This window comes from Caulobacter sp. FV2ye17ST, from assembly GCF_058680955.1.
In genome coordinates this window covers 1,605,455-1,626,931 of record NZ_CM178727.1, presented here as the reverse complement: position 1 = coordinate 1,626,931, position 21,477 = coordinate 1,605,455, and the positions used below count along the sequence as shown (strand labels likewise).

Sequence of the window (21,477 nt, the reverse complement as noted above, 5' to 3'; positions counted from 1 at the left end):
GCTTCCCCTCCAAGGCGTTGAGGCGGTCCAAAACTGACAAGAAGCTCAACAGCATAAAGATCGCTGATACAAAAAGACCCAGAACTGGAACTAGAGCTCCTATGGTCCAACCCCAAGGACTCAAACCACGCTTTTTTGCAACAATCCATACGATGACTGCATAGATCGCACCCAGAATAATGGTTGGCGCCAATTGTACGACGGCATCAGACATAAATTGACGCTCCAGTTTTTGAAATTCGCGGCTCTATAAAAGTAACGAACTACTTCTTCTCCAGATAGTCCAGCGCCATGAACACCTCGGCCTTCACGCCGGTTTCCAGCACCGCCTCGTCGATGTCGAAATAGGGCGAGTGATTGGCCGGAGCGCCCGCCGCTGGCACGCTGGCGGGGCGGCCGCCCAGCTGGATGAACACGCCGGGCACCTTCTGGGCGTACATCGAGAAGTCCTCGGCCCCGGTCACCAGGGCGGCGTTGTCATCGACCTTGCCGGGCGAGGCCTTGGACAGCGAGGTCTTCACCCACTTCGACAGGTCGGGATCGTTGTAGGTCACCGGATAGGGCTGGGTGAACACGGCCTCGGCCTTGGCGCCGTAGCGGTCGCCGATGGCGGCGACGCTCTTTTGCACCTTGGAAATCAGGTCGGCGCGGCGCTCGGTCGAGAAGGTGCGCATGGTCCCGCCCATCACCAGGTCTTCCGGAATGATGTTCTGGCGCATGCCCATGTTGATCGTGGCGATGGTCACGACCGAGGGCGACACCCCGACATCGACCTGACGGGCGGCGATCTGGTTCATGGCCTGGATGATGTCGGCCGCGATGCTGGCCATGTCGATGCCGGCCCAGGGCCGCGCGCCGTGGGTCTGCTTGCCCTTCACCGTGATCGCGATGCGGTCGGACGAGGCGTAGAAGCCCATCGGCCGGTAGTTCAGCAGGTGGGCGTCGGCCGGGCCGATATGCAGGCCGAAGATGGCGTCAACCTTGGGCTGGTCCAGCGCGCCGTCGCGGATCATCAGCTTGGCGCCGCCTTCCTCGCCGGCCTGGGGGCCTTCCTCGGCCGGCTGGAAGATCAGGACCACCGTGCCCTTGATGTCGGCCTTCATGCCGGCCAGCACCGTGGCGGTTCCCAGCAGCATGGCGACATGGGTGTCGTGGCCGCAGGCGTGCATGACGGGGACCGTGCGGCCTTCCCAGGTGGCGGTGGCCTTGGAGGCGAACGGCAGGCCGGTCTTTTCCTCGACCGGCAGGGCGTCCATGTCGGCGCGCAGGGCCACGACCTTGCCGGGCTTGCCGCCCTTGAGGATGCCGACCACGCCGGTCTTGCCCACGCCCTCGCGGACCTCCAAGCCCAGCGCCTTCAGCTCCTTGGCGATGATGGCGGCGGTGCGGACCTCCTGGTTGCCCAGTTCCGGGTTCTGGTGAAGGTCGCGGCGCCAGGCGACGACCTTGGGCTGGACCGCCTTGGCGGCCGCCTCGACCTTGGCGGCGGAAGGCGCGGCCAGGGCCGGCGCGCCGAAAGCCAGGCCAGCCATGATCGCCAGCGTCGAAACCCGTCCAAACATGCGCGTCTCCCTCTGAAAAGCCGGCGGACATTGGGGTGCTTGCATCGGGGTGGTCAAGCTGACGTAAGGGGCGGCTTTGCGAATGGCGCGATCGGACTAAGCTTGGGTCATGGACGAGCCGATCGACGCCAAATTCGACACGATCAACGACGCCGCCGTGCGCGAGCCGGGCGCCGGCGTGCTGCGACCGCGCCACGCCGCCACCCTGATCATCGTGCGCACCGACGCCGCCAAGCCGCGCCTGCTGATGGGACGCCGCGCGGGCGGCCACGCCTTCATGCCCGACAAGTGGGTGTTCCCCGGCGGCCGGGTGGATCGCGGCGACTATCGCGCGCCCTCGGCCAGCGAACTGGCGCCCGAGGTCGCCGCCCGCCTGACCCATCAGCCGCGTCACCCCAGCCCCGCGACCCTGGCCCGCGCGCTGGGCCTGGCGGCCATCCGCGAGACCTTCGAAGAGACAGGCCTGCTGCTGGCCCGTCCCGCGCCTTCACGGCCCGCCGCGGGGGCGTGGCGGCCGTTCCTGGCCCAGGGCGCCCTGCCCGACCTTGCGCCGCTGGCCTTCGTGGCCCGGGCCATCACCCCGCCCTATCGCACCCGCCGCTTCGACGCCCGGTTCTTCATGGCGTCGGCGGAGGCCCTGATCAGCCTGGACCGCCAGCCCGACTGCGGCGAGCTGGACGAGATCGCCTGGGTGGATTTCGACGAGGCCATGGCCCTGGACCTGCCCAATATCACCCGCTTCGTGGTGGCCGAGATCGGCCAGAGGTTGAAGGATGCTGGACGCCCCGCCCCCTTCATGCGCTTCCTTAACGGCGCCCGGAACCTGACCTATGTCTAAGCCGGCGCTCGGGGGAGATCGACATGCTGGCTCTGCTTTTCGCGTCCGCCCTGGCGACCACGCCGCCCGCGCCTGAACCCGATGTCAGCCGCCTGTCCTGGATGACGGGCTGCTGGATGCAGATCCGCGCCAATGGCCGCGTCGACGAGCAGTGGATGGCGCCCGGCGGCGGCGTCATGCTGGGCATGAGCCGCACCCTGAAGGACGGCAAGGTCCGCGAGTTCGAGTTCCTGCGAATCGCGCCCGGTCCCGACGGCAGGCTGGGGTTCATCGCCAAGCCCTCGGGCCAGGCCGAAGCGACTTTCCCCCTCAAGGAGATCACCGACGACACAGTGGTGTTCGAGGAGCCCGCCCACGACTTTCCCCAGCGAATTCTGTACAAGCGCGTCGACGCCCGGACCATTATCGGCCGGATCGAGGGCCAGATCGGCGGTCAGGCCCGATCGGTGGACTATCCCTACACGCGCTGCCCCGCCGGCAATTGACTTTGGCGCATTGATGAGTATGTTCCGCGCCTCTCATTTCCAGCGCGCGGGTACCCTGCGCGATACCGCAGGGATTCGACCATGGCCAAACCGGCTTCAATCAAGATCCGCCTGAACTCGACGGCGGACACCGGCTTCTTCTACGTGACCAAGAAGAACGCCCGCACCAAGACCGAGAAGATGGTGCTGAAGAAGTACGATCCGGTCATCCGCAAGCACGTCGAATTCAAGGAAGGCAAGATCAAGTAGATCTGCCTGACAGGTACGACATACGAAAACGCCCGGCCAGAAATGGCCGGGCGTTTTTGATTCCGGATAGTCGATGCTCCCCCTCTGGGGAGCTGTCGCGGAGCGACTGAGAGGGCTGGCTGGATATTGGCCGAGCTAGCCCCCTCCGGCCCTCTGGGCCACCTCCCCCGGAGGGGAGGAGCTAAAGCCTAGCAATCGTGCCCACTGCCCAACGGCCGGCAGCGCCCATCGATATCCGCCGGCGGCTTCACACCCGTCACCGCCGCGATGGTCGGGGCGATGTCCACGGTGTCCAGCGGCAGGATGCGCTCGCGGGGCGCGCCGTCCTTCCACCAGAAGATGATCGGCACCCGGCGGTCGTAGTCCCATGGGCTGCCGTGGGTGGAGACATAGGTCGCCCCCGCCGTCGCCGGCACGAGGTCGGGCTTGAAGGCGATGACGATATCGCCCGAGCGGCCCGGATAGGCGCTGCGGCGCATGCGCTCCTTGATCGAGATTTCCTCGGGCGAGGCGTCGGCGGGCGCGGGCTCGGCGGTCAGCAGGCTGTTGACGTCGAAGGCCTCGATCACTTCGGGCTGGCGCGAGATCAGGGCCAGGGCGGCCGCCGTGATCCGCATGTGCTCGACCAGCGGCAGGGTCTTCCTGTCGGGGCCGACGACATCGATGGTGTTGATGCCGCCGTCCGCGACCAAGGGATCGTAGGACAGGTCCAGATCGGCGCGGAGCGTGGCGTTCAGCTTGCCCAGCCAGGTCTTGGTGGCGATGCGGTCGGCGTCGTAGCCCTCGTCGTGCAGCCGCTCCGGCATGTCGGCGCCGCCGTGGTCGGCCGCCAGCACCACCAGAACGCCGCCCTTGGCCTTGGAGATCTTGCCCAGGAAGGTGTCCAGCCGCTCGTCGAGACGAACCATCTGGTCGCACATTTCGGGGCCGCGCGTGCCGTAGCGGTGGCCGATATAGTCGGTGGCCGACAGGCTGACCGTCAGCACATCCACCTGTGGCCCGTCGCCCAGGCCGTAGGCGTCGCGCAGCTCGGCCGCCAACTCTAGGGTCACTTGGTCGAGATAGGGGCTGGAGCCCAGGTCACGCAGCTTGTCGGCCTCGCTGGTCGCCGGCGGGATCGGCAGGGCCGCGCGCCATTTGCGGCCGCCGGTCTCGTAGTCAGCCTCCAGCGCCTTGCAGCGCTTGGCCGAGCCGCCGACCAGCTTGTCGGAATAGTTCCAGACGAACGGATGCTTCTTCAGATCCGCCAGCATCCTGGCGTTGAAGGCCGCGACGGGCTTGAGACGCGCCTCGGCGGTGTCACCAGGCGGAACAAAGGTGGTGAAGCCAAAGCCCGGCTGTAGCCAGAAGGCGCCGTCGGCCTTATGGCCCGCCATGGTGATCGCGCCGCGATCCTTGCCCGAGACGCCAAACACCCGGCTGGTCGGCGAAACGGTCTTCAGCCAGTCGCCATAGGCGGTCGCGACCATGTTCCTGGGACTGACCGCGCGGCCTTTGGCGTCATGGGCCAGGGTGACGCTGTCGTCGCTCAGGCAATAGACCTGCTTGCCCTGGCTGGCGTCATACCAGTCGTTGGCGCTGATGCCGGTCTTGTTGGGGTGCTTGCCCGTCAGCAGGGTGGAGTGCCCCGGGCAGGTCTCGGTCATGGCGTGCGACTGATAGCCGTTGGGATAGACCACGCCCTCCCGCGCCAGCTTGCCCAGGCCACCGGTGAACTCGGGGCGATGCTGGGTAAAGAGGTTCGAGCTGAACTGGTCGATGGAGATCACCACGACCAGCTTGGGCGCAGGCTTGGCGACCGGCGCGGCCTGGGACGAAACGGCGAGGCCCATCGAAAGAGCCATCGCGGCGACGAGTGAGGTCAGCGGAGTATTCATCCGAGCAAATTGCCCAAACGGGCCACCCGCGCAAGCTCGCAGCCGCGACAGGACGATGAAGATTGTATTTCGCTCGCGACGCGACCTCAGGCGACGCGGCCGACCACCGCATTGCGGCCGGAAGCCTTGGCTTCGTAGACGCCCTCGTCGGCCCGCTTCAGCAGGGCCTCGGGGCTGTCGTGCTCGCCCAGGGTCGCCGAGACGCCGATCGAGATCGTCACGGTCAGCAGTTCCTTGCCCTGGGCCACCCGGAAGGGCGAGCCGGAGACGTGCATGCGGATCCGCTCGGCGATGCGCATGGCGTCTTCCAGCTGCGTATCGGGCATGATCACCGTGAACTCCTCGCCGCCGTAGCGGCAAGGCAGGTCGATGGCGCGGACATTGGAGGCCAGGCGCAGGGCGAACTCGCGCAGCACCTCGTCGCCGACGTCGTGGCCGAAGGTGTCGTTGATCTTCTTGAAGTGGTCGATGTCGATCAACAGCGCCGCGACCGGATCACCGCCCAGCACCGAGCGCTGGACCAGCGAATCGAGCTGGCCGGTCATGTAGCGACGGTTGTGCAGTCCGGTGAGCTGGTCGGTGACCGCCAGTTCCAGGCTGTGATCGAGATTGTTGCGCAGATAGTCGGTGTAGCGCTTGCGCTGGATCTGGGTCTTGACCCGGGCCGACAGCTCCTGCGGATCGATGGGGCGCGGCAGGATGTCGTTGACGCCGATTTCCAGCGCCTTGACCATCCGCTGACGCTCGTCGGGATCCACCATGGCCAGCACCGGCAGGTGTCGGGTGCGTTCGTTGGACCGCAGCGAGGCGGCGAAGCGCAGGCCGTCAAAGCCCTTGGCCGCGGCGTTTATGATCACCAGGTCGACCGGCCCGCCGGCGCTGATCCGCGCCTTTTCCGGGTCGGACTCGACCACGGGGCGGTGTTCGATGCTCAGCTCGGCCGCGATGCGCTGGGCCTGACGTTCGTTGTCGTCGACGATCAGAACCCGGCCGCCAAGGCCGTCCAGGCGCGAGGCGGCGCCGGCGATCACGCCCATGCGGCGGCCCGAGGCCTCGCGCTGGCGCAGTTCGTCGATGACCAGCTTCAGCCGGGTCAGGCTGCGCACGCGGGCGAACAGCATGACGTCGTCGATGGGCTTGGTCAGAAAGTCCGAGGCGCCCGCCTCCAGGCCCTGGATACGGTCGGCGCGACCGTCCAGCGCCGTGACCAGCACCACCGGGATGTGGCGGGTGATCGGGTCTTCCTTCAGGCGCTTGCAGACGGTGAAGCCGTCCATGCCGGGCATCATCACGTCCAGCAGGATGATGTCGGGCAGATCATTGGCCGCCATCGCCAGGGCCGTGGGGCCGTCGTTGGCGGTGCTGACCTGATAATACTCGGCCGAAAGCTTGGCCTCGAGCAGGCGAACATTGGCTTCGATGTCGTCTACGACGAGGATGCGCGCGCTCATGCCGGGGTCTTCTCCAGCAGGCGCTTGATGGTGTCGAGGAAGTGGGCCACCGAGATCGGCTTGGAGATATAGGCCTCGCAGCCGCCTTCCCGGATCCGCTCCTCGTCGCCCTTCATCGCGAAGGCCGTCACGGCCACCACGGGGATGTGCGCCAGGTCCTCGTCTTCCTTGAGCCACTTGGTGACCTCGAGTCCCGAGATCTCCGGCAGCTGGATATCCATGAGAATCAGGTCGGGGCGATTTTCCCTGGCAATGGACAGCGCCTGCAGACCCTCGCGGGTTTGCAGGGTCTCATAACCCTGGGCTTCGAGCAGATCATGAAAGAGCTTCATGTTCAGCTCATTATCCTCCACGATGAGGACCTTCTTCGTCATCCTGACCCCGACCATACGGTCCGTGGCGACGCCTGAGGGATTCGCGTCGCTTCTGTCTTCCAGATCGCACGAATATCCTTAAGCCCGCGCTAATCGCGTTAACACCGGCCGATCGCAGATCATGGAACCCAGTTACTCCGACATTCAAGCCTGCACCATCGCTCCCGGCGCGCCGCTGGTGATTGTCGATGTGGATGAGGTTCTCGCCCAGTTCATGCGCGGCTTCGGGTCGTTCATCGGCCGGCACGGCTTCGAGCTGCGCGTCGACCGCTTCGCCCTGTTCCAGAACATCTATCGCCCCGGCGAGACCGATCACCTGGACCTTATCGCCGGAAAGGTGCTGTTCGACGACTTCTTCCGCGACGGGGCCGACGACCTGATGCCGGCGGAAGGCGCGGCTGACGCCCTGGCCGATCTGTCGACCCGCGCCGGCGTGGTGATCCTGACCAACGCGCCCGAGCATGGCCGCCAGGCCCGCGCCCGCTGGCTCAAGACCCATGGCTTTGACTATCCGCTGGTGATCAACAGCGGTCCCAAGGGGCCGTCGGCGGCGCAGCTGGCCAGCCGCACCTCGGGTCCGTCGGTGTTTATCGACGACCTGCTGCCGCAACTCGAATCGGTCGCCGCCAGCGCGCCCGACGTGACCCGCTTCCAGATGGTCAGCGACGAGCGCCTGCGCCCCCTGGCGCCCAGCGCGCCGGACCGTCATGCCCGCATCGACCACTGGCCCCACCTGAAGACCGCGATCGAGGCGCGACTGTTCGCATGATCCGTTTCGGAATCGATTTCGGCGGCACCAAGATCGAGGCCGCCGCCCTGGATGGCGACGGCCATTTCGTGGCCCGTGTCCGCAAGCCCAACCCCGGCAACTATGAAGAGGCCCTGGAGGTGGTCGCCGACCTGCTGGCGGACGCCGAGACCATGGCCGGCGCCAAGGCCGAACGATTGGGCATGGGCATCCCCGGCTCGATCTCGCCCCGTACGGGCCTGATCCGCAACGCCAACAGCGTCTATCTGAATGGCCGCCCCTTCGAACAGGATCTGGCCACGCGGCTGGAGCGCCCCGTCCGCCTGGCCAACGACGCCAACTGCCTGGCCCTGTCGGAAGCCGCCGATGGCGCGGGCGCCGGACAAGGCGTGGTGTTCGCCGCCATCCTGGGCACCGGCTGCGGCGGCGGCGTGGTCGTCGACGGACGCATCATCGAGGGGCGCAACGGCATAGCCGGTGAATGGGGCCACACGCCCCTACCCTGGCCCCGGCCGGAAGAGTATCCCGGTCCGGCCTGCTGGTGCGGTCGCAACGGCTGCCTGGAAACCTGGGTCGCCGGCCCGGCCTTCGCCCGCGACGCCGGCCATCCGACCGGTCAGGCGGCCCTGGCCGCGATCGAGGCGGGCGACGCCGGGGCCATGGCGGCCCTGGATCGCCACATCGACCGTCTGGGACGCGCCCTGGCGGTCGTATGCGACCTGATCGACCCCGATGTCATCGTGCTGGGCGGCGGCCTGTCGAACGTCGACGCCCTGTATGAGCGCCTGCCCGCTGCCATGGCGCCGCACGTATTTTCCGACGCCTTCGAAACCCCTGTGCTCAAGGCCCTGCATGGCGACAGCTCCGGCGTCCGGGGCGCGGCCTGGCTGTGGCCGCCAGACTAGGCCGGATCAGGGCCGGTCGAGGAAGGCGCTGTAGCGGCTGATGACGTCCTGCTGGTGCAGGCCGGGCTGGAGCAGGCTCTGGACGTCAAGGCCGCCTCGCCAGGTCACTTGGTATTCGGACGGTCCGTACTGGGTGATCGCAGCCTCGTTCTGCAGCGCCATGTATTCCAGCAGGCCCAGCTTGGGCGCCAGGGTCAGACGATCCTCGAACGAATCCAGGATCCAGCGGTGATCGATACCGCCGCGATATGGCCCCTCGGTCTTGGACAGCTCCATGTAGCGGGCCGGCGCCGACAGGAATCCCGCCTCGGCGACCAGCGGCAGCATGCGCAGCAGCAGGTCGGGATCGGCCATGCGCTGGATCACATGCGGGCAGACCGCATAGGAGAACCGCCCATGCCGGGCCACATGGTCCAGCAGCGCCCGCCAGGTGCTCTCGTTGTTCAGGTCGCCGGCGAAATGGATCGCTGACGGGCTTTCAGGCTCGCCGATCGAGGCGCTGGCCAGGCCGCCCAGCTCCGGCGGCGCCGTCCCGATCTGCAGGACGCTGAAATTCCAGTTGCGCTGCTTCTGATCCTGCAGGAACGCGACAAGCGCCGCGGTGTCATTGTGCGGCCCGAACACGCCGCCCTGCGAGGGGCGCGGCACGCGGCGTTCGAAGATGCAGTCGATCTGCACGACCTTGCCGTCCGGCTCGCCCTGCCAGCGGAACAGGGCCAGGGTCTCGGTGGTGACGAACCCCATCGAAGCCAGCGCCGCGATGATCTCCTCGGCGCGCCCGGCGCCGGGATTGTAGTCGGCCAGCGAGATCTCGATCATCACATAGTCGGCCTTGCCGATGACCTCTCGGCCGCCCTGCAGGACGTCCAGTTCCGCGCCCTGGGTGTCGATCTTGACGAAATCAAACTGCCGGTCGGTCAGCAGGTCATCGAGGCGAGCCTTGGGCACCACCTCGCGGATGACGACCTCGTCGCGGAAGTGCTGCGAGTTTTCCCGATAGAGCGAGCTGCCGGTGGACTGCAGCCATTCCCGGGTCAGGAAAAGCTCAGCCTCGCCGTTCTCGTTCGAGGCGGCCACCATGTGGCGCTCGAAGGGAAACTTGACCAGATTCTCCTCGCAGTGAGGATTGGGCTCGATCATCGTGGGCTTGCAGGACGGATACACCTGCATGAACGACCAGGTGAACATGCCCACGTTCGCGCCGATATCCAGCATCGTCCGCGGCGTATAGCCCTGCAACCGCAGGCGTTTGAAGAGTTCAAGGTCCACAGGATCATCCGCATGACACGCGGGCTCGACTGAACGCCTCGCCATCGATTCGCGATAGGTTCGCCTTGCGTTTCGGGTTTCTGAAGAGCCACGCTTGAGAATGAAGGCGCTCTGCCGCGATTGTTTCTGGACCGGCGAGGACAGGCCCCGGCGCTGCCCGGCCTGCGGCTCGCCGCGCCTGGTCGTGCATGACGATCTGGGCGATCTGGCCATGGCGCACATGGACTGCGACGCCTTCTACGCCGCCGTTGAAAAACGCGACCGGCCGGAGCTGCGCGACCTTCCCGTCATCATCGGCGGCGGCAAGCGCGGCGTGGTGACCACCGCCTGCTATATCGCCCGCATGAGCGGCGCGCGCTCGGCCATGCCGATGTACAAGGCCCTGCAGCTGTGTCCGCAGGCCGTGGTCATCAAGCCCGACTTCGCCAAGTACAAGGCGGCCAGCCGGGCGATCTTCAGCCGCGTGGAGGCCCTGACCCCGCTGGTCCAGCCTCTGTCCCTGGACGAGGCCTGGATCGACCTGTCGGGAACCGAGCGGCTGCACGGCGCGCCGCCCGCCCTGGTGCTGGCTCGCCTGCAGGCCGAGATCGAGCGCGAGGTGGGCCTGACGGTCTCGATCGGTCTGGCGCCCAACAAGTTCCTGGCCAAGATCGCCTCGGAACTGGACAAGCCGCGCGGCTTCTCGGTGATCGGCGCGTCCGAGGCCAGGACCTTCCTGGCCGGCAAGCCCGTCTCGATCCTGCCCGGCGTCGGCCCCGCAACGGTCACGGCCCTGGCCGCCGAGGGCTTTCGCACCGTGGGCGACATCGCCGCGGCCGACCTGAAGCATTTGGCCGCCACCTTGGGCTCAAGCGGCCTGCGCCTGCACCGACTGGCCCAGGGCCAGGACGCGCGGATGGTCGATCCCGATCAGGTGCGAAAGACCATTAGCGCCGAGACCACCTTCAATGACGACCTCTTCAAGCGCGAGGACCTGGAGGACGAGCTCTGGCCGCTGTGCGAACGGGTCGCTCGGCAGGCCCGGGCCGAGGGCGTGGCCGGGCGCGTGGCGACGCTGAAGCTGCGCACCCCCGACTTCAAGGTCCACACCCGCCGTCGCACCCTGGCGGTGCCGACCCAGACGGCGCGCACCCTGTTCCAGGTGGCCCGCGAACTGCTGGCCGCTGAGCCCGGCGGAACCTACTACCGCCTGATCGGGGCCGGCCTGACCGAGTTCGTCCCGGCCGAGGGCGCGGCCGACGACTTCTTCGCCGGCGACGAGCGTCAGACCCTCGCGAAGGAAAAGACCATCGACGTGCTGCGCGGCAAATTCGGCGCCGGGGCGGTGATGACGGGACGTGCGCTCAAGAGCCGCTGACGGTTGCCCAGGCCGAGCGTTCCGTTATCAAGGATCAGCGTTATCCCAGGAGCCAGCATGTCATCGCCGCCTGTTTTGGTTCTCGCGCTGTTGGCGACGCTGACCCTGTCCCCGATCGCCGCCGCCCAGACCGTCCCAATATCCACGCCCGGAGCTCCTGCCATGACCCATCACGCCCGGGGGCCCTTCGAAGTGAAGATGGCGCCGCAGGATCAGGACGTCGGCGAAGGCTCGACCCTGGGCCGCATGTCGCTGGACAAGACCTTCCATGGCGATCTGGAGGCGACGGGCAAGGGTCAGATGCTGACCGCCGGGGCTGACACGCCCGGGTCGGCCGTCTATGTGGCGATCGAGCGCGTGACCGGAACGCTGCACGGCAAGGCCGGCAGCTTCGCTTTGGTTCATCAGGGCGTGATGCGCGGCGCCGAGCGCAGCCTCAAGGTCGATATCGTGCCCGACTCGGGCGGCGGCGCCCTGAAGGGCATCGCTGGAAGCCTCAGCATCGAGATCGTCGACGGCAAGCACCTCTATGATTTGCACTACACCCTGCCCGTCCAATAGCGGTTCGGACGGGCGACGCTGACCGAGCGCCCCTTGCGCGACACGCTCTCGCGCACCATTTCGGCTCCTCGCCCAGGAAACCGTCGTCGCACGGCCTCCGTTCTCCCAATCGTGAAGTCCTTTTGCAGGGCGCCCCTGTGTTAAAGCGGCGCAGTTGCGCGTGGGCCTCTTCCAAAGCCCGCGCGTTTCCATATCTAATCCTAGTAAGGCGGGTGGTTCGGCCCGTCGGGAGAAAACGGTCAATGGCCGAGCGGAAGCAAGGCGGACAGAATAACGGAACTGGATCTTCGGTCATCACTGAGGTGAAACCGAAGACACAGAAGCCTTCGCTCTATCGAGTACTGATTCTGAACGACGACTACACGCCGATGGAATTCGTCGTGTACGTCCTCGAACGGTTCTTCAACAAGTCACGCGAAGACGCGACCCGGATCATGCTGCTCGTTCACCAACACGGTGTTGGTGTGTGCGGCGTCTATACCTACGAAGTTGCTGAAACGAAGGTTGCGCAGGTCATCGACTCGGCGCGCCGTCATCAGCACCCCCTGCAGTGCACCATGGAAAAAGACTGAGGAGCCTCCCCCCTTGCCCTCGTTTTCTCGCCCTCTCGAAGAATCCCTCCACCGCGCCGTGGCCTACGCCAACCAGCGTAAGCACGAATACGCGACCCTGGAGCATCTGCTCCTCTCCCTCACCGACGACGATGACGCCGCCGGGGTGATGCGCGCCTGCGACGTCGATCTGGTCGCTCTGAAAAAGAGCCTGGCCAACTATCTCGACGTCGAACTGGCCTCTCTGATCGTCGACGACGAGGAAGACGCCAAGCCGACCGCCGGCTTCCAGCGCGTGATCCAGCGCGCCGTAATCCACGTGCAGTCGTCGGGCCGCGAAGAAGTCACCGGCGCCAATGTGCTGGTGGCCATCTTCTCGGAGCGCGAAAGCCACGCCGCCTACTTCCTGCAAGAGCAGGACATGACGCGCTATGACGCGGTGAACTTCATCGCCCATGGCATCGCCAAGAAGGCCGGCGCGTCCGAGCCCAAGGCCGTCAAGGGCGCCAGCACCGGCGCCACCGAAGACGACGCCGAAAAGCCCAACACCAAGACCGGTGGCGAGGCTCTGGAAGCCTATTGCGTCGACCTCAACGAAAAGGCCCGCCAGGGCAAGGTCGACCCCCTGATCGGCCGCGCGAACGAAGTGGAACGCGCGATCCAAATCCTGTGCCGGCGGACCAAGAACAACCCCCTGCTGGTGGGTGAGCCCGGCGTCGGCAAGACGGCCATCGCCGAAGGCCTGGCCCGCAAGATCATCACCCATCAGGTCCCCGAGGTCCTGGCGGAAGCCACCATCTTCTCGCTCGACATGGGCGCGCTGCTGGCCGGCACCCGCTATCGCGGCGACTTCGAGGAACGCGTCAAGCAGGTGGTCAAGGAACTCGAGAACCACCCCAATGCGGTGCTGTTCATCGACGAGATCCACACCGTGATCGGCGCCGGCGCGACCAGCGGCGGGGCGATGGACGCCTCAAACCTGCTGAAGCCGGCTCTGGCCTCGGGCAGCCTGCGCTGCATGGGTTCGACCACCTACAAGGAGTTCCGTCAGCACTTCGAGAAGGATCGGGCCCTGGTCCGTCGCTTCCAGAAGATCGACGTCAACGAGCCGTCGGTGGAAGACACCATCAAGATTCTCAAGGGGCTCAAGAGCTACTACGAGGACTTTCACAAGCTGAAATATACGAACGAGGCCATCAAGGTCGCGGTCGAGCTGTCGGCCAAGTACATCACCGACCGCAAGCTGCCCGACAAGGCGATCGACGTGATCGACGAAGCCGGCGCCGGCCAGATGCTGCTGCCCGAGAACCGTCGCAAGAAGGTGCTGGGCGTCAAGGAGATCGAGGCCGTCGTGGCCAAGATCGCCCGCATCCCGCCCAAGTCGGTCTCCAAGTCCGACACCGAGGCGCTGAAGGAGCTGGAAACGGATCTGAAGCGCGCGGTGTTCGGTCAGGACGACGCGATCATGCAGCTGTCCTCGGCCATGAAGCTGGCTCGCGCCGGTCTTCGCGACGCGGACAAGCCGATCGGCTCGTTCCTGTTCAGCGGCCCGACCGGCGTCGGCAAGACCGAAGCCGCCAAGCAGCTGGCCCTGACGCTGGGCATCGAGATGATCCGCTTCGACATGTCCGAGTACATGGAGCGCCATACCGTGAGCCGCCTGATCGGCGCCCCTCCCGGCTATGTCGGCTATGATCAGGGCGGCCAGCTGACCGACGCCGTCGATCAGCACCCGCACGCCGTGGTCCTGCTCGACGAAATCGAGAAGGCTCACCAGGACGTCTACAACATCCTGCTGCAGGTCATGGACCACGGGGTTCTCACCGACTCCAACGGCAAGAAGGTCGATTTCCGCAACGTGGTCCTGATCATGACCACCAATGCGGGCGCCTCGGACGCCCAACGCCAGTCCATCGGCTTTGGTCGCGACAAGGTGGTCGGCGAGGAAGAGGCCGCCCTCAAGCGCCTGTTCACGCCGGAATTCCGCAACCGCCTCGACGCGGTCGTGGCCTTCAAGCCGCTGACGCCGGAGATCATCCGCCAGGTTGTGCAGAAGTTCGTCATGCAGATGGAGGCCCAGCTGGCCGACCGGAACGTGACGATCGAACTGTCCGACGACGCCGCCGACTGGCTGGCCAAGAACGGCTTCGACGAGCTCTACGGCGCCCGTCCGCTGGGCCGGGTCATCCAGGAGCACATCAAGAAGCCCCTCGCCGACGACATCCTGTTTGGACGTCTGGTGCGCGGCGGCCACGTCAAGATCATCCTCAAGGACAGCAAGATCGACTTCGAGATCGAAAGCACCCCGGAAAAACCCGCCAAGGGCTCCGCGGCCACCGAGACCGAAGCCGAACCGGTCCTCGTCGAATAGATCCAGCACCATCGAGAGGCCCGGAGCGATCCGGGCCTCTTTCGATTCCGGCTCGTTCTAGTCGTGCAAGTCCCCCGACGCCGACCTCGACAGCCACTGGCTGCGGCCCTGCCCATAGATCTGCGTAACCTTGCCGTCAGGTTCAACGGCCGCTCTCAACCAGGTGGAGCCAAGGCGCTGCGCCACGGCAATGGAGGCCGTGTTCCCGGCGTCGATGCCGTGGATGACTTCGGCCCATCCCAGCGTCTCGAACGCCCAGTGCATGGCGGCCCGGGCGGCTTCGGTCGCGTAGCCCTTGCCCTGGGCCGCACCGGCAAACGCCCAGCCGATCTCGGTTCCCAGCGCGCCTTCGGGCATCCATGGGCCGGCGCGGCCGATCCACGCGCCAGACTCCTTCTCGATCACCGAGAACAGCCCGCAGCCCCGCAACGCCCACATGCCCGCGACAGTCGCCAGCCCGCGCCAGGAGGCGGCGCGATCCTGCGGGCCGCCGATCCAGGTGGTGACGCGCTCATCAGCGTCCAGCGCCCCCCAGTCATCCAGATCGCCCTCGACCGGCGGACGCAGGATCAGGCGGGACGTTTCGAGCCGTGGGCCGGTCATCGCGACGCCTAAAGCGCCGCCGCGATCTTCTCGGCCAGGGCCTTCAGCTCCTCGACATCGGCCATGCCCTTGCCGTGCGCGCCCAGGGCCTCGCTCTCGTAGCGGGGGATGACGTGGAAATGCAGGTGGAACACGGTCTGGCCGGCCGGGGCGCCGTTGAACTGTGTGACGATCACGCCGTCAGGCTTGAGCGCTGCGGTGACGGCGGCGGCGGCCTTCTGGGTGGCGCCGATCAGACGGCCCAGCGTCTTGGCCTCGGCCTCCAGCAGGTTGCGGGCCTTGCTGGTCTTGGAGATGACCAGCATGTGGCCACGCGCCTGAGGGAAGACGTCCATGAAGACCAGGACCTGATCGTCCTCGAACACCTTCACGGCCGGCATTTCGCCGCGGATGATCTTGGCGAAGATGTTGTCGGGGTCGTAGGTTCCGTGAAGGCTCATGGCCGTCTCCTCATGCGAGGGGTGTCGTAGCAAACCACGGGAGGCGCGCAAGCATGACGACCAAGTCCAGCGAAAAGCCTCAAGGCCTGACCGAGAAGCAGGAGAAATGGTTCGCCTCGATCCGCGAGAACCTGGAACGCGAGACCGGCAAGACCCTGGCCGAATGGATCGAGATCGTGCGGCGCGACTGCACCGAGACCAAACCCCGGGCGCGGTCCGAGTGGCTGAAGGCCCATCATGGCATCGGCGCCAATCGCGCGGCCCTGATCCTGTCGGAAGCCTTTCCCTCGACCATGGGCTGGGATGACGCCGCCGGTCTGCGCGCGGGCCTGTGGACCGACCCGGCCTCCACCGCGATCCTCGAAGCGGTCGAAGCCGTCGTCGCCGACTTTCCCGGCCTGGTCACCGGCCAGCGCAAGGCCTTCACCGCCTGGTCCAACAAGGTGCAGTTCGCGGCGATCAAGCCCGCCAAGGGTGGGACCGCGTCGCTGGGTCTGGCGCTGACGCCCGACGCCTCCCCTCGCCTGTTCGAGCCGAAGAACGAGGGCTGGTCGGAACGGCTGAAGGCCAGGGTCGCCCTGGCCTCGCCAGCCGATGTGGATGACGAGATCAGGGCGTTGCTGAAGGCGGCCTGGGACAGGTCCTGATCAGACCGTATGGCTGATGGCGGCGTAGAACATCTTCGCCTCGTCGGCGATGATATTGGCCTTGTCGGTTCCGTTGATGATCCGACGGGCGTTCACCCAGTCGCCCTTCGTTTCATTGAAGTAGCGGCCAAAGCCCACGCCGGTGAACAGGCCCTGCTCCATGCCCAGGAACATCACCGGCACGGCGTTCTTCAGCGACAGGGCGAGGTCGGGATCGGCCACCATGTCGACGCCCAGCTTGGTGGACATCTTCTGGTAGTTGTCCTTCCAGGTCAGCTGAACCAGGCCCCGGCCGTAATAGATCTGGCCATGGGGCGGGGTCGGGACGCCATACGGCTTGCCCTTGCCCCTGCCATATTCGCGGATCGGCCCGAAGGTCTTGTCGGTCTCGTGGTAGGCCGTGCCCAGGGCATAGGCCAGCCAGCGATCATCCTTGGCCGCCATATGGGCGTCCCAATAGTCAAGGATCGCGGTCAGGCCATCGACCTGCGATTGCTTCAGCTTGCCGCCAAACAGCTGCGCCCTGACAAATGAAAAGAAGAACTCCCGGTTCATGGTCCCGCCCACGCGTTTATGATCGCGAAGGGAAACACACGTTCAGATAGTAATCTAGCTCTTCTTGAAGGGGGAATATTCCTCGGACAGCATCTCCATCTCGGCGTCGACCGCCACGCGCTCGCGCTCAAGATAGCGGGCGACCGGCTCGCGCAGCATCGGGTCGGCGATCCAGTGGGCCGAATAAACCGGACTGGGGAGATAGCCGCGAGCGATCTTGTGCTGGCCCTGGGCGCCGGCCTCGACGCGGGGCAGGCCCAGGCGGATCGCGTGCTCTATGGCCTGATAGTAGCAGAGCTCGAAATGCAGGAACGGCACGTCCTCGGCGCAGCCCCAGTGGCGACCATACAGGCAGTCGCGGCCCAGCAGGTTCAGGGCCCCGGCGATCCACGGGCCGCCCGGACGACGGGCCATCAACAGCAGGACCTTGTCGGCCATCCGCTGACCCAGCAGCGAATAGAACCGCCGGTTCAGATAGGGCCGGCCCCACTTGCGGCTGCCGGTGTCCATGTAGAAACCGAAGAAAGCGTCCCAGTGCTCTTCGGTCAGTTCATCGCCGGTCAGGGCCACGATCTCCAGCCCGTCCTGGGCGTCGCGCCGCTCGCGACGGATGGTCTTGCGGCGGTTGGACGACAGGGCCATCAGGAAGTCGTCGAAGGTCGCGTAGCCGGCGTTTTCCCAGTGATACTGCTGGTCCTGCCGCAGCAGCAGCCCGCGCTGGCCCATCCATTCCCATTCGTCGGCCCGGGGAAAGGTCACGTGCAGCGATGAGGCGCCCATGCGTTCGCACAGGGTCAGGGCCCCGCCCAGCAGGGCTGAGCGGCCGTCGTCGGCATCGACATCGGGTCGCACGATCAGGCGCGAGCCGGTCACCGGCGAGAACGGCGAAGAGCACTGGAGCTTGGGATAGTAGCGTCCGCCCGCCCGCTCATAGGCGTCGGCCCAGGAATGGTCGAAGACGTACTCGCCCTGGCTATGAGACTTCAGATAGAGGGGCATGACGCCCGCGACGGCGCCCTCCTCGTCTTCGACCGACAGATGCTGCGGCGCCCAGCCCTTACGCGCGGCGACACAGCCGCTTTCCTCCAGGATCGACAGGAAATCATAGCTGACGAAGGGATCGCCGGTAGGCGCGGCGCAGGCGTCCCAGGCTTCGCGGCCGATCTCGGCGATCTCGCGATGGACGCGAACCGCCGCCTTGACCGAAGTCACGCCTCAAAGCCCTCGAAGATCAGGTTGTCGCAATGGTCGCTGACGGCCTCCCACTGCTCGGGCGAGCGCACCGTCCAGGCGATCACCGGCATGCCCTTGGCGCGATGGAGGTCGGCGCGGGCGCTGGGCAGCATGTCCAGGCCCAGGGCCAGAAAGTCGGGCCGGGCGATCTCGACCTGCTCCAAAGCGGCCAGCGAGCGGCGCATCTCCGGCGCCAACTTGCGGGCCCCGTCGTCATTCCAGCTGTAGGAATCCAGGCCGCGCAGGATCTGCGGATGGTGATCGGCGAACCAGGCGTGGGAATAGGGATTGAAACCGATCACGGCGATGGGGCCGTTGTGATCGATCAGCACTTCAGAGACCCGCTTCTCAAGCTCGCCGACCTCGCCGAACGGGGTCTTCAGCTCGATATAGACCATGGCCCGGTGACCGATCAGGGTCAGGGTGTCGGCCAGGGTGGGAATGGTCTCATCGGTTCCGCAAAGCGCCATGGCGCCGAGGTCGGCGGCCGTGTGGTCGCGCAGGCGCCCTTCCCTGCCGGTCAGACGGTCCAGCCGATCGTCATGGAAGACCACCGCCTCGCCATCGGCCGTCAGCTGGACATCAAGCTCGATCGCATAGCCCCGCGCGCAGGCCGCCTGGAACGCGGCCAGGGAGTTTTCGGGCGCGCCACCGGGGGTCCAAAGCCCCCTGTGGGCGATGGCGGGTTCGAACAAGCGCTCCCAGGCCTCGCCAAACACCTCGGTCGAGGGACGCTCGTGAACACGCATCAGGCGATCTCCACCACGGCGTCGACCTCGACCGCGAAGCCCAGCGGCAGGCGATAGACACCGACCGCCGAGCGGGCGTGGCGTCCGGCGTCGCCCAGCACCTCGACCATCAGGTCCGAGCAGCCGTTGACCACCTTGGGAATGTCGATGAAGTCGGGGCCGGCCTGAACGAAGCCGCCCAGCTTGACCACCCGCACCACCCGGTCGAGGTCGCCGTCACAGGCGGCCTTCATCTGGGCCAGCAGGTTGATCCCGCACAGACGCGCGGCTTTCTGGGCGGTTTCCAGATCGACGTCGACGCCGACCGTGCCCTTGATGCCACCCGAAGCGTCCAGCGAGATCTGGCCGGAGATGTGGATCAGGTTTCCGGACCGCACGAACGGCACATAGTTGGCCACGGGAGCCACAGGCTGCGGCAGCACCACGCCAAGCTCGCTCAGACGGTCATCGATCTTCGACATCACGCACTCCATTCACGAGCCGCAATGCTTAACGCCGCAAAGGGCGGGCACAAGAAAAAAGGCCCGAACCGCTACCGGCTCGGGCCTTTCAATCTTGTCTGCCGGGACCGCGCCAGACGCGGTCTCGTAAGGTCGCCTTAGCGGGCGGCCTGGAACTTTTCGACAGCGGCGCTGGCGCGTTCGTTCAGCGGCTTCATCGAATCCTTGATCGAAGCCGAAACGATCTCCGAAGCCTTGCTCATCTGGGCGATGTAGGCTTCCAGAGCCGACTTGGCCCAGGTCGTCTGCAGTTCCATGGCTTCCTGGACGCTCTTGGCGCCGGCCAGCGACTTCACGGCGGCGACCTGATCTTCGGCGGCCTTCTTGGAGTAGGCGAAGGTCTCGGCGCCCAGGGCTTCAGCGCCCTTGGTGGCGGCGGTCACCGAAGCGACAACGGCTTCGAGGTTCTTCTTGGAAACGGTATTGGCTTCCGCCAAGGCGGCCAGCGACTTCTCGACGCCGTCCTTGAAAGCCTGGTTCGAGGCGGTGCTGAACTGTTCGACGGTCTTCTTCATCGTTTCGGCGGCGGCCATGGGGAGTCTCCTGGCAATTTGGCGGGGCATGGCGAAGCTGTGCGAGCAGCCCCATGCGCTTGGGACAACGCCGATTTGCCATGTTGCAGTGCAGCAGTCAAGAAAATTGTGCAGCGCACCATGACCTAGCGTCATGCTGAAGCGCGACCGCAACGCGCTCGTTTTTTCCGCACCCGCGACAACATCGCTCACCGGTTGTTTACTTTGGCTAAAGGCGGGTCAGTTCATGCTAGGGTCACGCGTGTGGCGGTGCGGAACCGCTCAGTTCAAATGACGGACGCTCATTCATGTTCGCCAAGCTTCGCTCCGCCCGCACAATTCTCGCCACCGTTGGCTTGGTGCTTTCGTGCGTGATCAGCGCTCTGGTCCCCACGACCAGCGCTTCGGCCCAGATCCCGTACCTGCAGCTGAACGCCGCAGAGCCGAAATACGCGGCCATCGTGATCGACGCCAATTCGGGCGAGGTGCTCTATGACAAGCGCGCCGACAGCCCCCGCTATCCGGCTTCGGTGACCAAGGTCATGACGCTGTACCTCGCCTTCGAGGCGCTCAGCGAAGGTCGCATGAAGCCCACCGACCGCGTTGTCATCACCCCGCGCGCCGCCGCCCAGGCGCCGACCAAGCTGGGCCTTCCGGCCGGCGACAGCATCAGCGTGGACGAAGCCATTCGCGCCATGACGGTAAAGTCCGCCAACGACGTCGCCGTGGCCATGGCTGAGAAGCTGGCCGGCAGCGAGGCGCGATTCGCCGCCCTGATGACCCTGCGCGGCCAGGAACTGGGCATGCGCAACACCCGCTTCGTGAACGCCTCGGGCCTGCCCGACAGTCGCCAGATCAGCACCGCCCGCGACCTGGCCATCCTGTCACGCGCCACGATGCGCGACTTCCCGCAGTACTACAGCTACTTCAGCGTCAAATCGTTCTCGTTCCGGGGCAATACGATCCGCGGCCACAACCGCCTGCTCGACAGCATGAACGGCTTCGACGGTCTCAAGACCGGCTACACCAACGCCTCGGGCTACAATCTCGCCGGCTCGGCCGTGCGCGACGGTCGTCGCCTGATCGCCGTGGTCCTGGGCGGCTCGTCGACCGCCTGGCGCGACAACAACATGGAAGACCTGCTGCTGACCGGCTTCGAGGTCCTCAAGCGCCGCGCCCACGGCGACCGCACCACCATCGCGGCCAACCTTTATGAGACCGAGCCGAACGGTCCGATCATGCGGCCTTCGATCGAACAGGGCGACGGCGAGCAGTCGGGCCTGAAGATCGTGCTGACAGATTCGCCGCGCGCTCAGCCGGTGAAGGTCTCCCCCACCCTCAAGGCCGCCAAGAAGCCCAAGGGCGAATGGGCCGTTCAGGTCGGGGCCTTCAAGTCCAAGAGCCTGGCCAGCAAGCAGCTGACCCTGGTGCGTGGTCGCTTCGCCAAGTTCGTGGCCGACGCCGAGGGCGCCGTCGAAGGCGCGGCCGGCGGCGCATTCCGCGCCCAGTTCCAGGGGCTGACGGCCGAAGCCGCCCGCAGCACCTGCGCCGCGATCACGGCCAGGCGCCAGCCCTGTATGGTGTTGTCACCGCGCTGATCCCGGCTCAGATCGGACATCGAATCGAGCCCGGAGCGCCCA

General features: G+C 66.1%; 23 protein-coding genes. 11 read left to right on the top strand and 12 right to left on the bottom strand.

Annotated elements, in window-relative coordinates; genetic code table 11:
- Window positions 1-263: 263 nt before the first annotated feature.
- Window positions 264-1,562 (bottom strand): amidohydrolase, encoded by a 1,299-nt coding sequence (locus ACW17V_RS07915; RefSeq protein ID WP_492108302.1) that lies wholly within the window; start codon window positions 1,560-1,562, stop codon window positions 264-266.
- A gap of 109 nt (window positions 1,563-1,671) precedes the next feature.
- Between ACW17V_RS07915 and ACW17V_RS07910 the strand changes: the two genes are divergently transcribed.
- The 3 genes from ACW17V_RS07910 to rpmG all read left to right on the top strand — a co-directional run bounded on the left by ACW17V_RS07910 (window position 1,672) and on the right by rpmG (window position 3,134).
- Window positions 1,672-2,400 carry an NUDIX hydrolase gene (locus ACW17V_RS07910; RefSeq protein WP_492108301.1) on the top strand — a complete coding sequence of 243 codons (729 nt, stop codon included), beginning with the start codon at window positions 1,672-1,674 and terminating at the stop codon, window positions 2,398-2,400.
- A gap of 23 nt (window positions 2,401-2,423) precedes the next feature.
- Window positions 2,424-2,885 (top strand): DUF6265 family protein, encoded by a 462-nt coding sequence (locus tag ACW17V_RS07905; protein WP_492108300.1) that lies wholly within the window; start codon window positions 2,424-2,426, stop codon window positions 2,883-2,885.
- 81 nt (window positions 2,886-2,966) lie between these two features.
- Window positions 2,967-3,134, top strand: a complete 168-nt coding sequence (rpmG, locus tag ACW17V_RS07900) for a 50S ribosomal protein L33 (RefSeq protein ID WP_007673017.1) — start codon at window positions 2,967-2,969, stop codon at window positions 3,132-3,134.
- Between the two features lie 188 nt (window positions 3,135-3,322).
- Here the strand turns inward: rpmG and phoY are convergent, their stop codons facing one another.
- The 3 genes from phoY to divK form a co-directional block, all read right to left on the bottom strand.
- Window positions 3,323-5,011 (bottom strand): alkaline phosphatase PhoY, encoded by a 1,689-nt coding sequence (phoY, locus tag ACW17V_RS07895; RefSeq protein WP_492108299.1) that lies wholly within the window; start codon window positions 5,009-5,011, stop codon window positions 3,323-3,325.
- An 86-nt stretch (window positions 5,012-5,097) separates the two neighbouring features.
- Window positions 5,098-6,462, bottom strand: coding sequence for a PleD family two-component system response regulator (locus ACW17V_RS07890; RefSeq protein ID WP_492108298.1), 1,365 nt, complete (start codon window positions 6,460-6,462; stop codon window positions 5,098-5,100).
- A complete protein-coding gene (divK, locus tag ACW17V_RS07885; RefSeq protein ID WP_492108297.1) occupies window positions 6,459-6,836 on the bottom strand; it encodes a cell-cycle response regulator DivK in 378 nt (125 codons plus the stop codon). The genes ACW17V_RS07890 and divK overlap by 4 nt, the downstream gene beginning before the upstream one ends.
- Before the next feature lie 121 nt (window positions 6,837-6,957).
- On the opposite strand from divK, the gene ACW17V_RS07880 reads away from it, so the two are divergent.
- The gene (locus ACW17V_RS07880; protein WP_492108296.1) at window positions 6,958-7,605 is read left to right on the top strand and encodes a hypothetical protein; all 648 of its coding nucleotides are present in this window, start codon (window positions 6,958-6,960) and stop codon (window positions 7,603-7,605) included.
- The gene (locus ACW17V_RS07875) at window positions 7,602-8,489 is read left to right on the top strand and encodes an ROK family protein (RefSeq protein ID WP_492108295.1); all 888 of its coding nucleotides are present in this window, start codon (window positions 7,602-7,604) and stop codon (window positions 8,487-8,489) included. Before ACW17V_RS07880 ends, ACW17V_RS07875 begins: the two co-directional genes overlap by 4 nt.
- 6 nt (window positions 8,490-8,495) lie before the next feature.
- Here ACW17V_RS07875 and ACW17V_RS07870 read toward each other — a convergent pair whose 3' ends face one another.
- Window positions 8,496-9,758 (bottom strand): FkbM family methyltransferase, encoded by a 1,263-nt coding sequence (locus ACW17V_RS07870; RefSeq protein WP_492108294.1) that lies wholly within the window; start codon window positions 9,756-9,758, stop codon window positions 8,496-8,498.
- A gap of 100 nt (window positions 9,759-9,858) precedes the next feature.
- Between ACW17V_RS07870 and ACW17V_RS07865 the strand changes: the two genes are divergently transcribed.
- From ACW17V_RS07865 to clpA, 4 genes are all read left to right on the top strand, one after another.
- Window positions 9,859-11,115, top strand: coding sequence for a DNA polymerase IV (locus tag ACW17V_RS07865; protein ID WP_492108293.1), 1,257 nt, complete (start codon window positions 9,859-9,861; stop codon window positions 11,113-11,115).
- A 162-nt stretch (window positions 11,116-11,277) separates the two neighbouring features.
- Complete coding sequence (locus ACW17V_RS07860) at window positions 11,278-11,676, top strand: DUF3224 domain-containing protein (protein ID WP_492108292.1); 399 nt, start codon at window positions 11,278-11,280, stop codon at window positions 11,674-11,676.
- A gap of 242 nt (window positions 11,677-11,918) precedes the next feature.
- On the top strand, window positions 11,919-12,248 hold the full coding sequence (clpS, locus tag ACW17V_RS07855; protein WP_062147013.1) for an ATP-dependent Clp protease adapter ClpS: 330 nt from the start codon (window positions 11,919-11,921) through the stop codon (window positions 12,246-12,248).
- Between the two features lie 13 nt (window positions 12,249-12,261).
- Window positions 12,262-14,598, top strand: coding sequence for an ATP-dependent Clp protease ATP-binding subunit ClpA (clpA, locus tag ACW17V_RS07850; protein ID WP_492108291.1), 2,337 nt, complete (start codon window positions 12,262-12,264; stop codon window positions 14,596-14,598).
- A 57-nt stretch (window positions 14,599-14,655) separates the two neighbouring features.
- Here clpA and ACW17V_RS07845 read toward each other — a convergent pair whose 3' ends face one another.
- Window positions 14,656-15,201 (bottom strand): GNAT family N-acetyltransferase, encoded by a 546-nt coding sequence (locus tag ACW17V_RS07845; protein ID WP_492108290.1) that lies wholly within the window; start codon window positions 15,199-15,201, stop codon window positions 14,656-14,658.
- A gap of 8 nt (window positions 15,202-15,209) precedes the next feature.
- Window positions 15,210-15,641, bottom strand: coding sequence for an HIT family protein (locus tag ACW17V_RS07840; protein WP_492108289.1), 432 nt, complete (start codon window positions 15,639-15,641; stop codon window positions 15,210-15,212).
- A gap of 53 nt (window positions 15,642-15,694) precedes the next feature.
- Here ACW17V_RS07840 and ACW17V_RS07835 point away from each other — a divergent pair, with 53 nt between their 5' ends.
- Window positions 15,695-16,288: a DUF4287 domain-containing protein gene (locus ACW17V_RS07835; RefSeq protein ID WP_492108288.1), complete on the top strand. Its 594-nt coding sequence runs from the start codon at window positions 15,695-15,697 to the stop codon at window positions 16,286-16,288.
- On the opposite strand, the gene ACW17V_RS07830 is transcribed toward ACW17V_RS07835, so the two are convergent.
- The 5 genes from ACW17V_RS07830 to ACW17V_RS07810 form a co-directional block, all read right to left on the bottom strand.
- Window positions 16,289-16,843, bottom strand: a complete 555-nt coding sequence (locus ACW17V_RS07830; protein ID WP_492108287.1) for a glycoside hydrolase family 19 protein — start codon at window positions 16,841-16,843, stop codon at window positions 16,289-16,291.
- 54 nt (window positions 16,844-16,897) lie between these two features.
- Window positions 16,898-18,055, bottom strand: a complete 1,158-nt coding sequence (locus tag ACW17V_RS07825) for a GNAT family N-acetyltransferase (RefSeq protein WP_492108286.1) — start codon at window positions 18,053-18,055, stop codon at window positions 16,898-16,900.
- Complete coding sequence (locus ACW17V_RS07820; protein ID WP_492108285.1) at window positions 18,052-18,825, bottom strand: glycerophosphodiester phosphodiesterase; 774 nt, start codon at window positions 18,823-18,825, stop codon at window positions 18,052-18,054. Before ACW17V_RS07820 ends, ACW17V_RS07825 begins: the two co-directional genes overlap by 4 nt.
- On the bottom strand, window positions 18,825-19,286 hold the full coding sequence (locus ACW17V_RS07815) for a RidA family protein (protein ID WP_492108284.1): 462 nt from the start codon (window positions 19,284-19,286) through the stop codon (window positions 18,825-18,827). Before ACW17V_RS07815 ends, ACW17V_RS07820 begins: the two co-directional genes overlap by 1 nt.
- A gap of 137 nt (window positions 19,287-19,423) precedes the next feature.
- The gene (locus ACW17V_RS07810; protein WP_419317328.1) at window positions 19,424-19,858 is read right to left on the bottom strand and encodes a phasin family protein; all 435 of its coding nucleotides are present in this window, start codon (window positions 19,856-19,858) and stop codon (window positions 19,424-19,426) included.
- A gap of 287 nt (window positions 19,859-20,145) precedes the next feature.
- On the opposite strand from ACW17V_RS07810, the gene ACW17V_RS07805 reads away from it, so the two are divergent.
- A complete protein-coding gene (locus ACW17V_RS07805) occupies window positions 20,146-21,435 on the top strand; it encodes a D-alanyl-D-alanine carboxypeptidase family protein (protein WP_492108283.1) in 1,290 nt (429 codons plus the stop codon).
- Window positions 21,436-21,477: the final 42 nt, after the last annotated feature.

Excerpts from the sequence above, each read along its gene's own strand:
- ACW17V_RS07875 (WP_492108295.1), top strand. The coding sequence starts at position 7,602 with ATGATCCGTTTCGGAATCGATTTCGGCGGCACCAAGATCGAGGCCGCC.
- ACW17V_RS07840 (WP_492108289.1), bottom strand. The coding sequence starts at position 15,641 with ATGAGCCTTCACGGAACCTACGACCCCGACAACATCTTCGCCAAGATC.
- ACW17V_RS07860 (WP_492108292.1), top strand. The coding sequence starts at position 11,278 with ATGACCCATCACGCCCGGGGGCCCTTCGAAGTGAAGATGGCGCCGCAG.
- ACW17V_RS07890 (WP_492108298.1), bottom strand. The coding sequence starts at position 6,462 with ATGAGCGCGCGCATCCTCGTCGTAGACGACATCGAAGCCAATGTTCGC.
- ACW17V_RS07820 (WP_492108285.1), bottom strand. The coding sequence starts at position 18,825 with ATGCGTGTTCACGAGCGTCCCTCGACCGAGGTGTTTGGCGAGGCCTGG.
- ACW17V_RS07865 (WP_492108293.1), top strand. The coding sequence starts at position 9,859 with ATGAAGGCGCTCTGCCGCGATTGTTTCTGGACCGGCGAGGACAGGCCC.
- ACW17V_RS07815 (WP_492108284.1), bottom strand. The coding sequence starts at position 19,286 with ATGTCGAAGATCGATGACCGTCTGAGCGAGCTTGGCGTGGTGCTGCCG.
- rpmG (WP_007673017.1), top strand. The coding sequence starts at position 2,967 with ATGGCCAAACCGGCTTCAATCAAGATCCGCCTGAACTCGACGGCGGAC.
- ACW17V_RS07805 (WP_492108283.1), top strand. The coding sequence starts at position 20,146 with ATGTTCGCCAAGCTTCGCTCCGCCCGCACAATTCTCGCCACCGTTGGC.
- ACW17V_RS07910 (WP_492108301.1), top strand. The coding sequence starts at position 1,672 with ATGGACGAGCCGATCGACGCCAAATTCGACACGATCAACGACGCCGCC.
- ACW17V_RS07830 (WP_492108287.1), bottom strand. The coding sequence starts at position 16,843 with ATGAACCGGGAGTTCTTCTTTTCATTTGTCAGGGCGCAGCTGTTTGGC.
- ACW17V_RS07905 (WP_492108300.1), top strand. The coding sequence starts at position 2,424 with ATGCTGGCTCTGCTTTTCGCGTCCGCCCTGGCGACCACGCCGCCCGCG.
- clpS (WP_062147013.1), top strand. The coding sequence starts at position 11,919 with ATGGCCGAGCGGAAGCAAGGCGGACAGAATAACGGAACTGGATCTTCG.
- ACW17V_RS07810 (WP_419317328.1), bottom strand. The coding sequence starts at position 19,858 with ATGGCCGCCGCCGAAACGATGAAGAAGACCGTCGAACAGTTCAGCACC.
- ACW17V_RS07845 (WP_492108290.1), bottom strand. The coding sequence starts at position 15,201 with ATGACCGGCCCACGGCTCGAAACGTCCCGCCTGATCCTGCGTCCGCCG.
- phoY (WP_492108299.1), bottom strand. The coding sequence starts at position 5,011 with ATGAATACTCCGCTGACCTCACTCGTCGCCGCGATGGCTCTTTCGATG.
- ACW17V_RS07880 (WP_492108296.1), top strand. The coding sequence starts at position 6,958 with ATGGAACCCAGTTACTCCGACATTCAAGCCTGCACCATCGCTCCCGGC.
- ACW17V_RS07915 (WP_492108302.1), bottom strand. The coding sequence starts at position 1,562 with ATGTTTGGACGGGTTTCGACGCTGGCGATCATGGCTGGCCTGGCTTTC.
- divK (WP_492108297.1), bottom strand. The coding sequence starts at position 6,836 with ATGACGAAGAAGGTCCTCATCGTGGAGGATAATGAGCTGAACATGAAG.
- ACW17V_RS07835 (WP_492108288.1), top strand. The coding sequence starts at position 15,695 with ATGACGACCAAGTCCAGCGAAAAGCCTCAAGGCCTGACCGAGAAGCAG.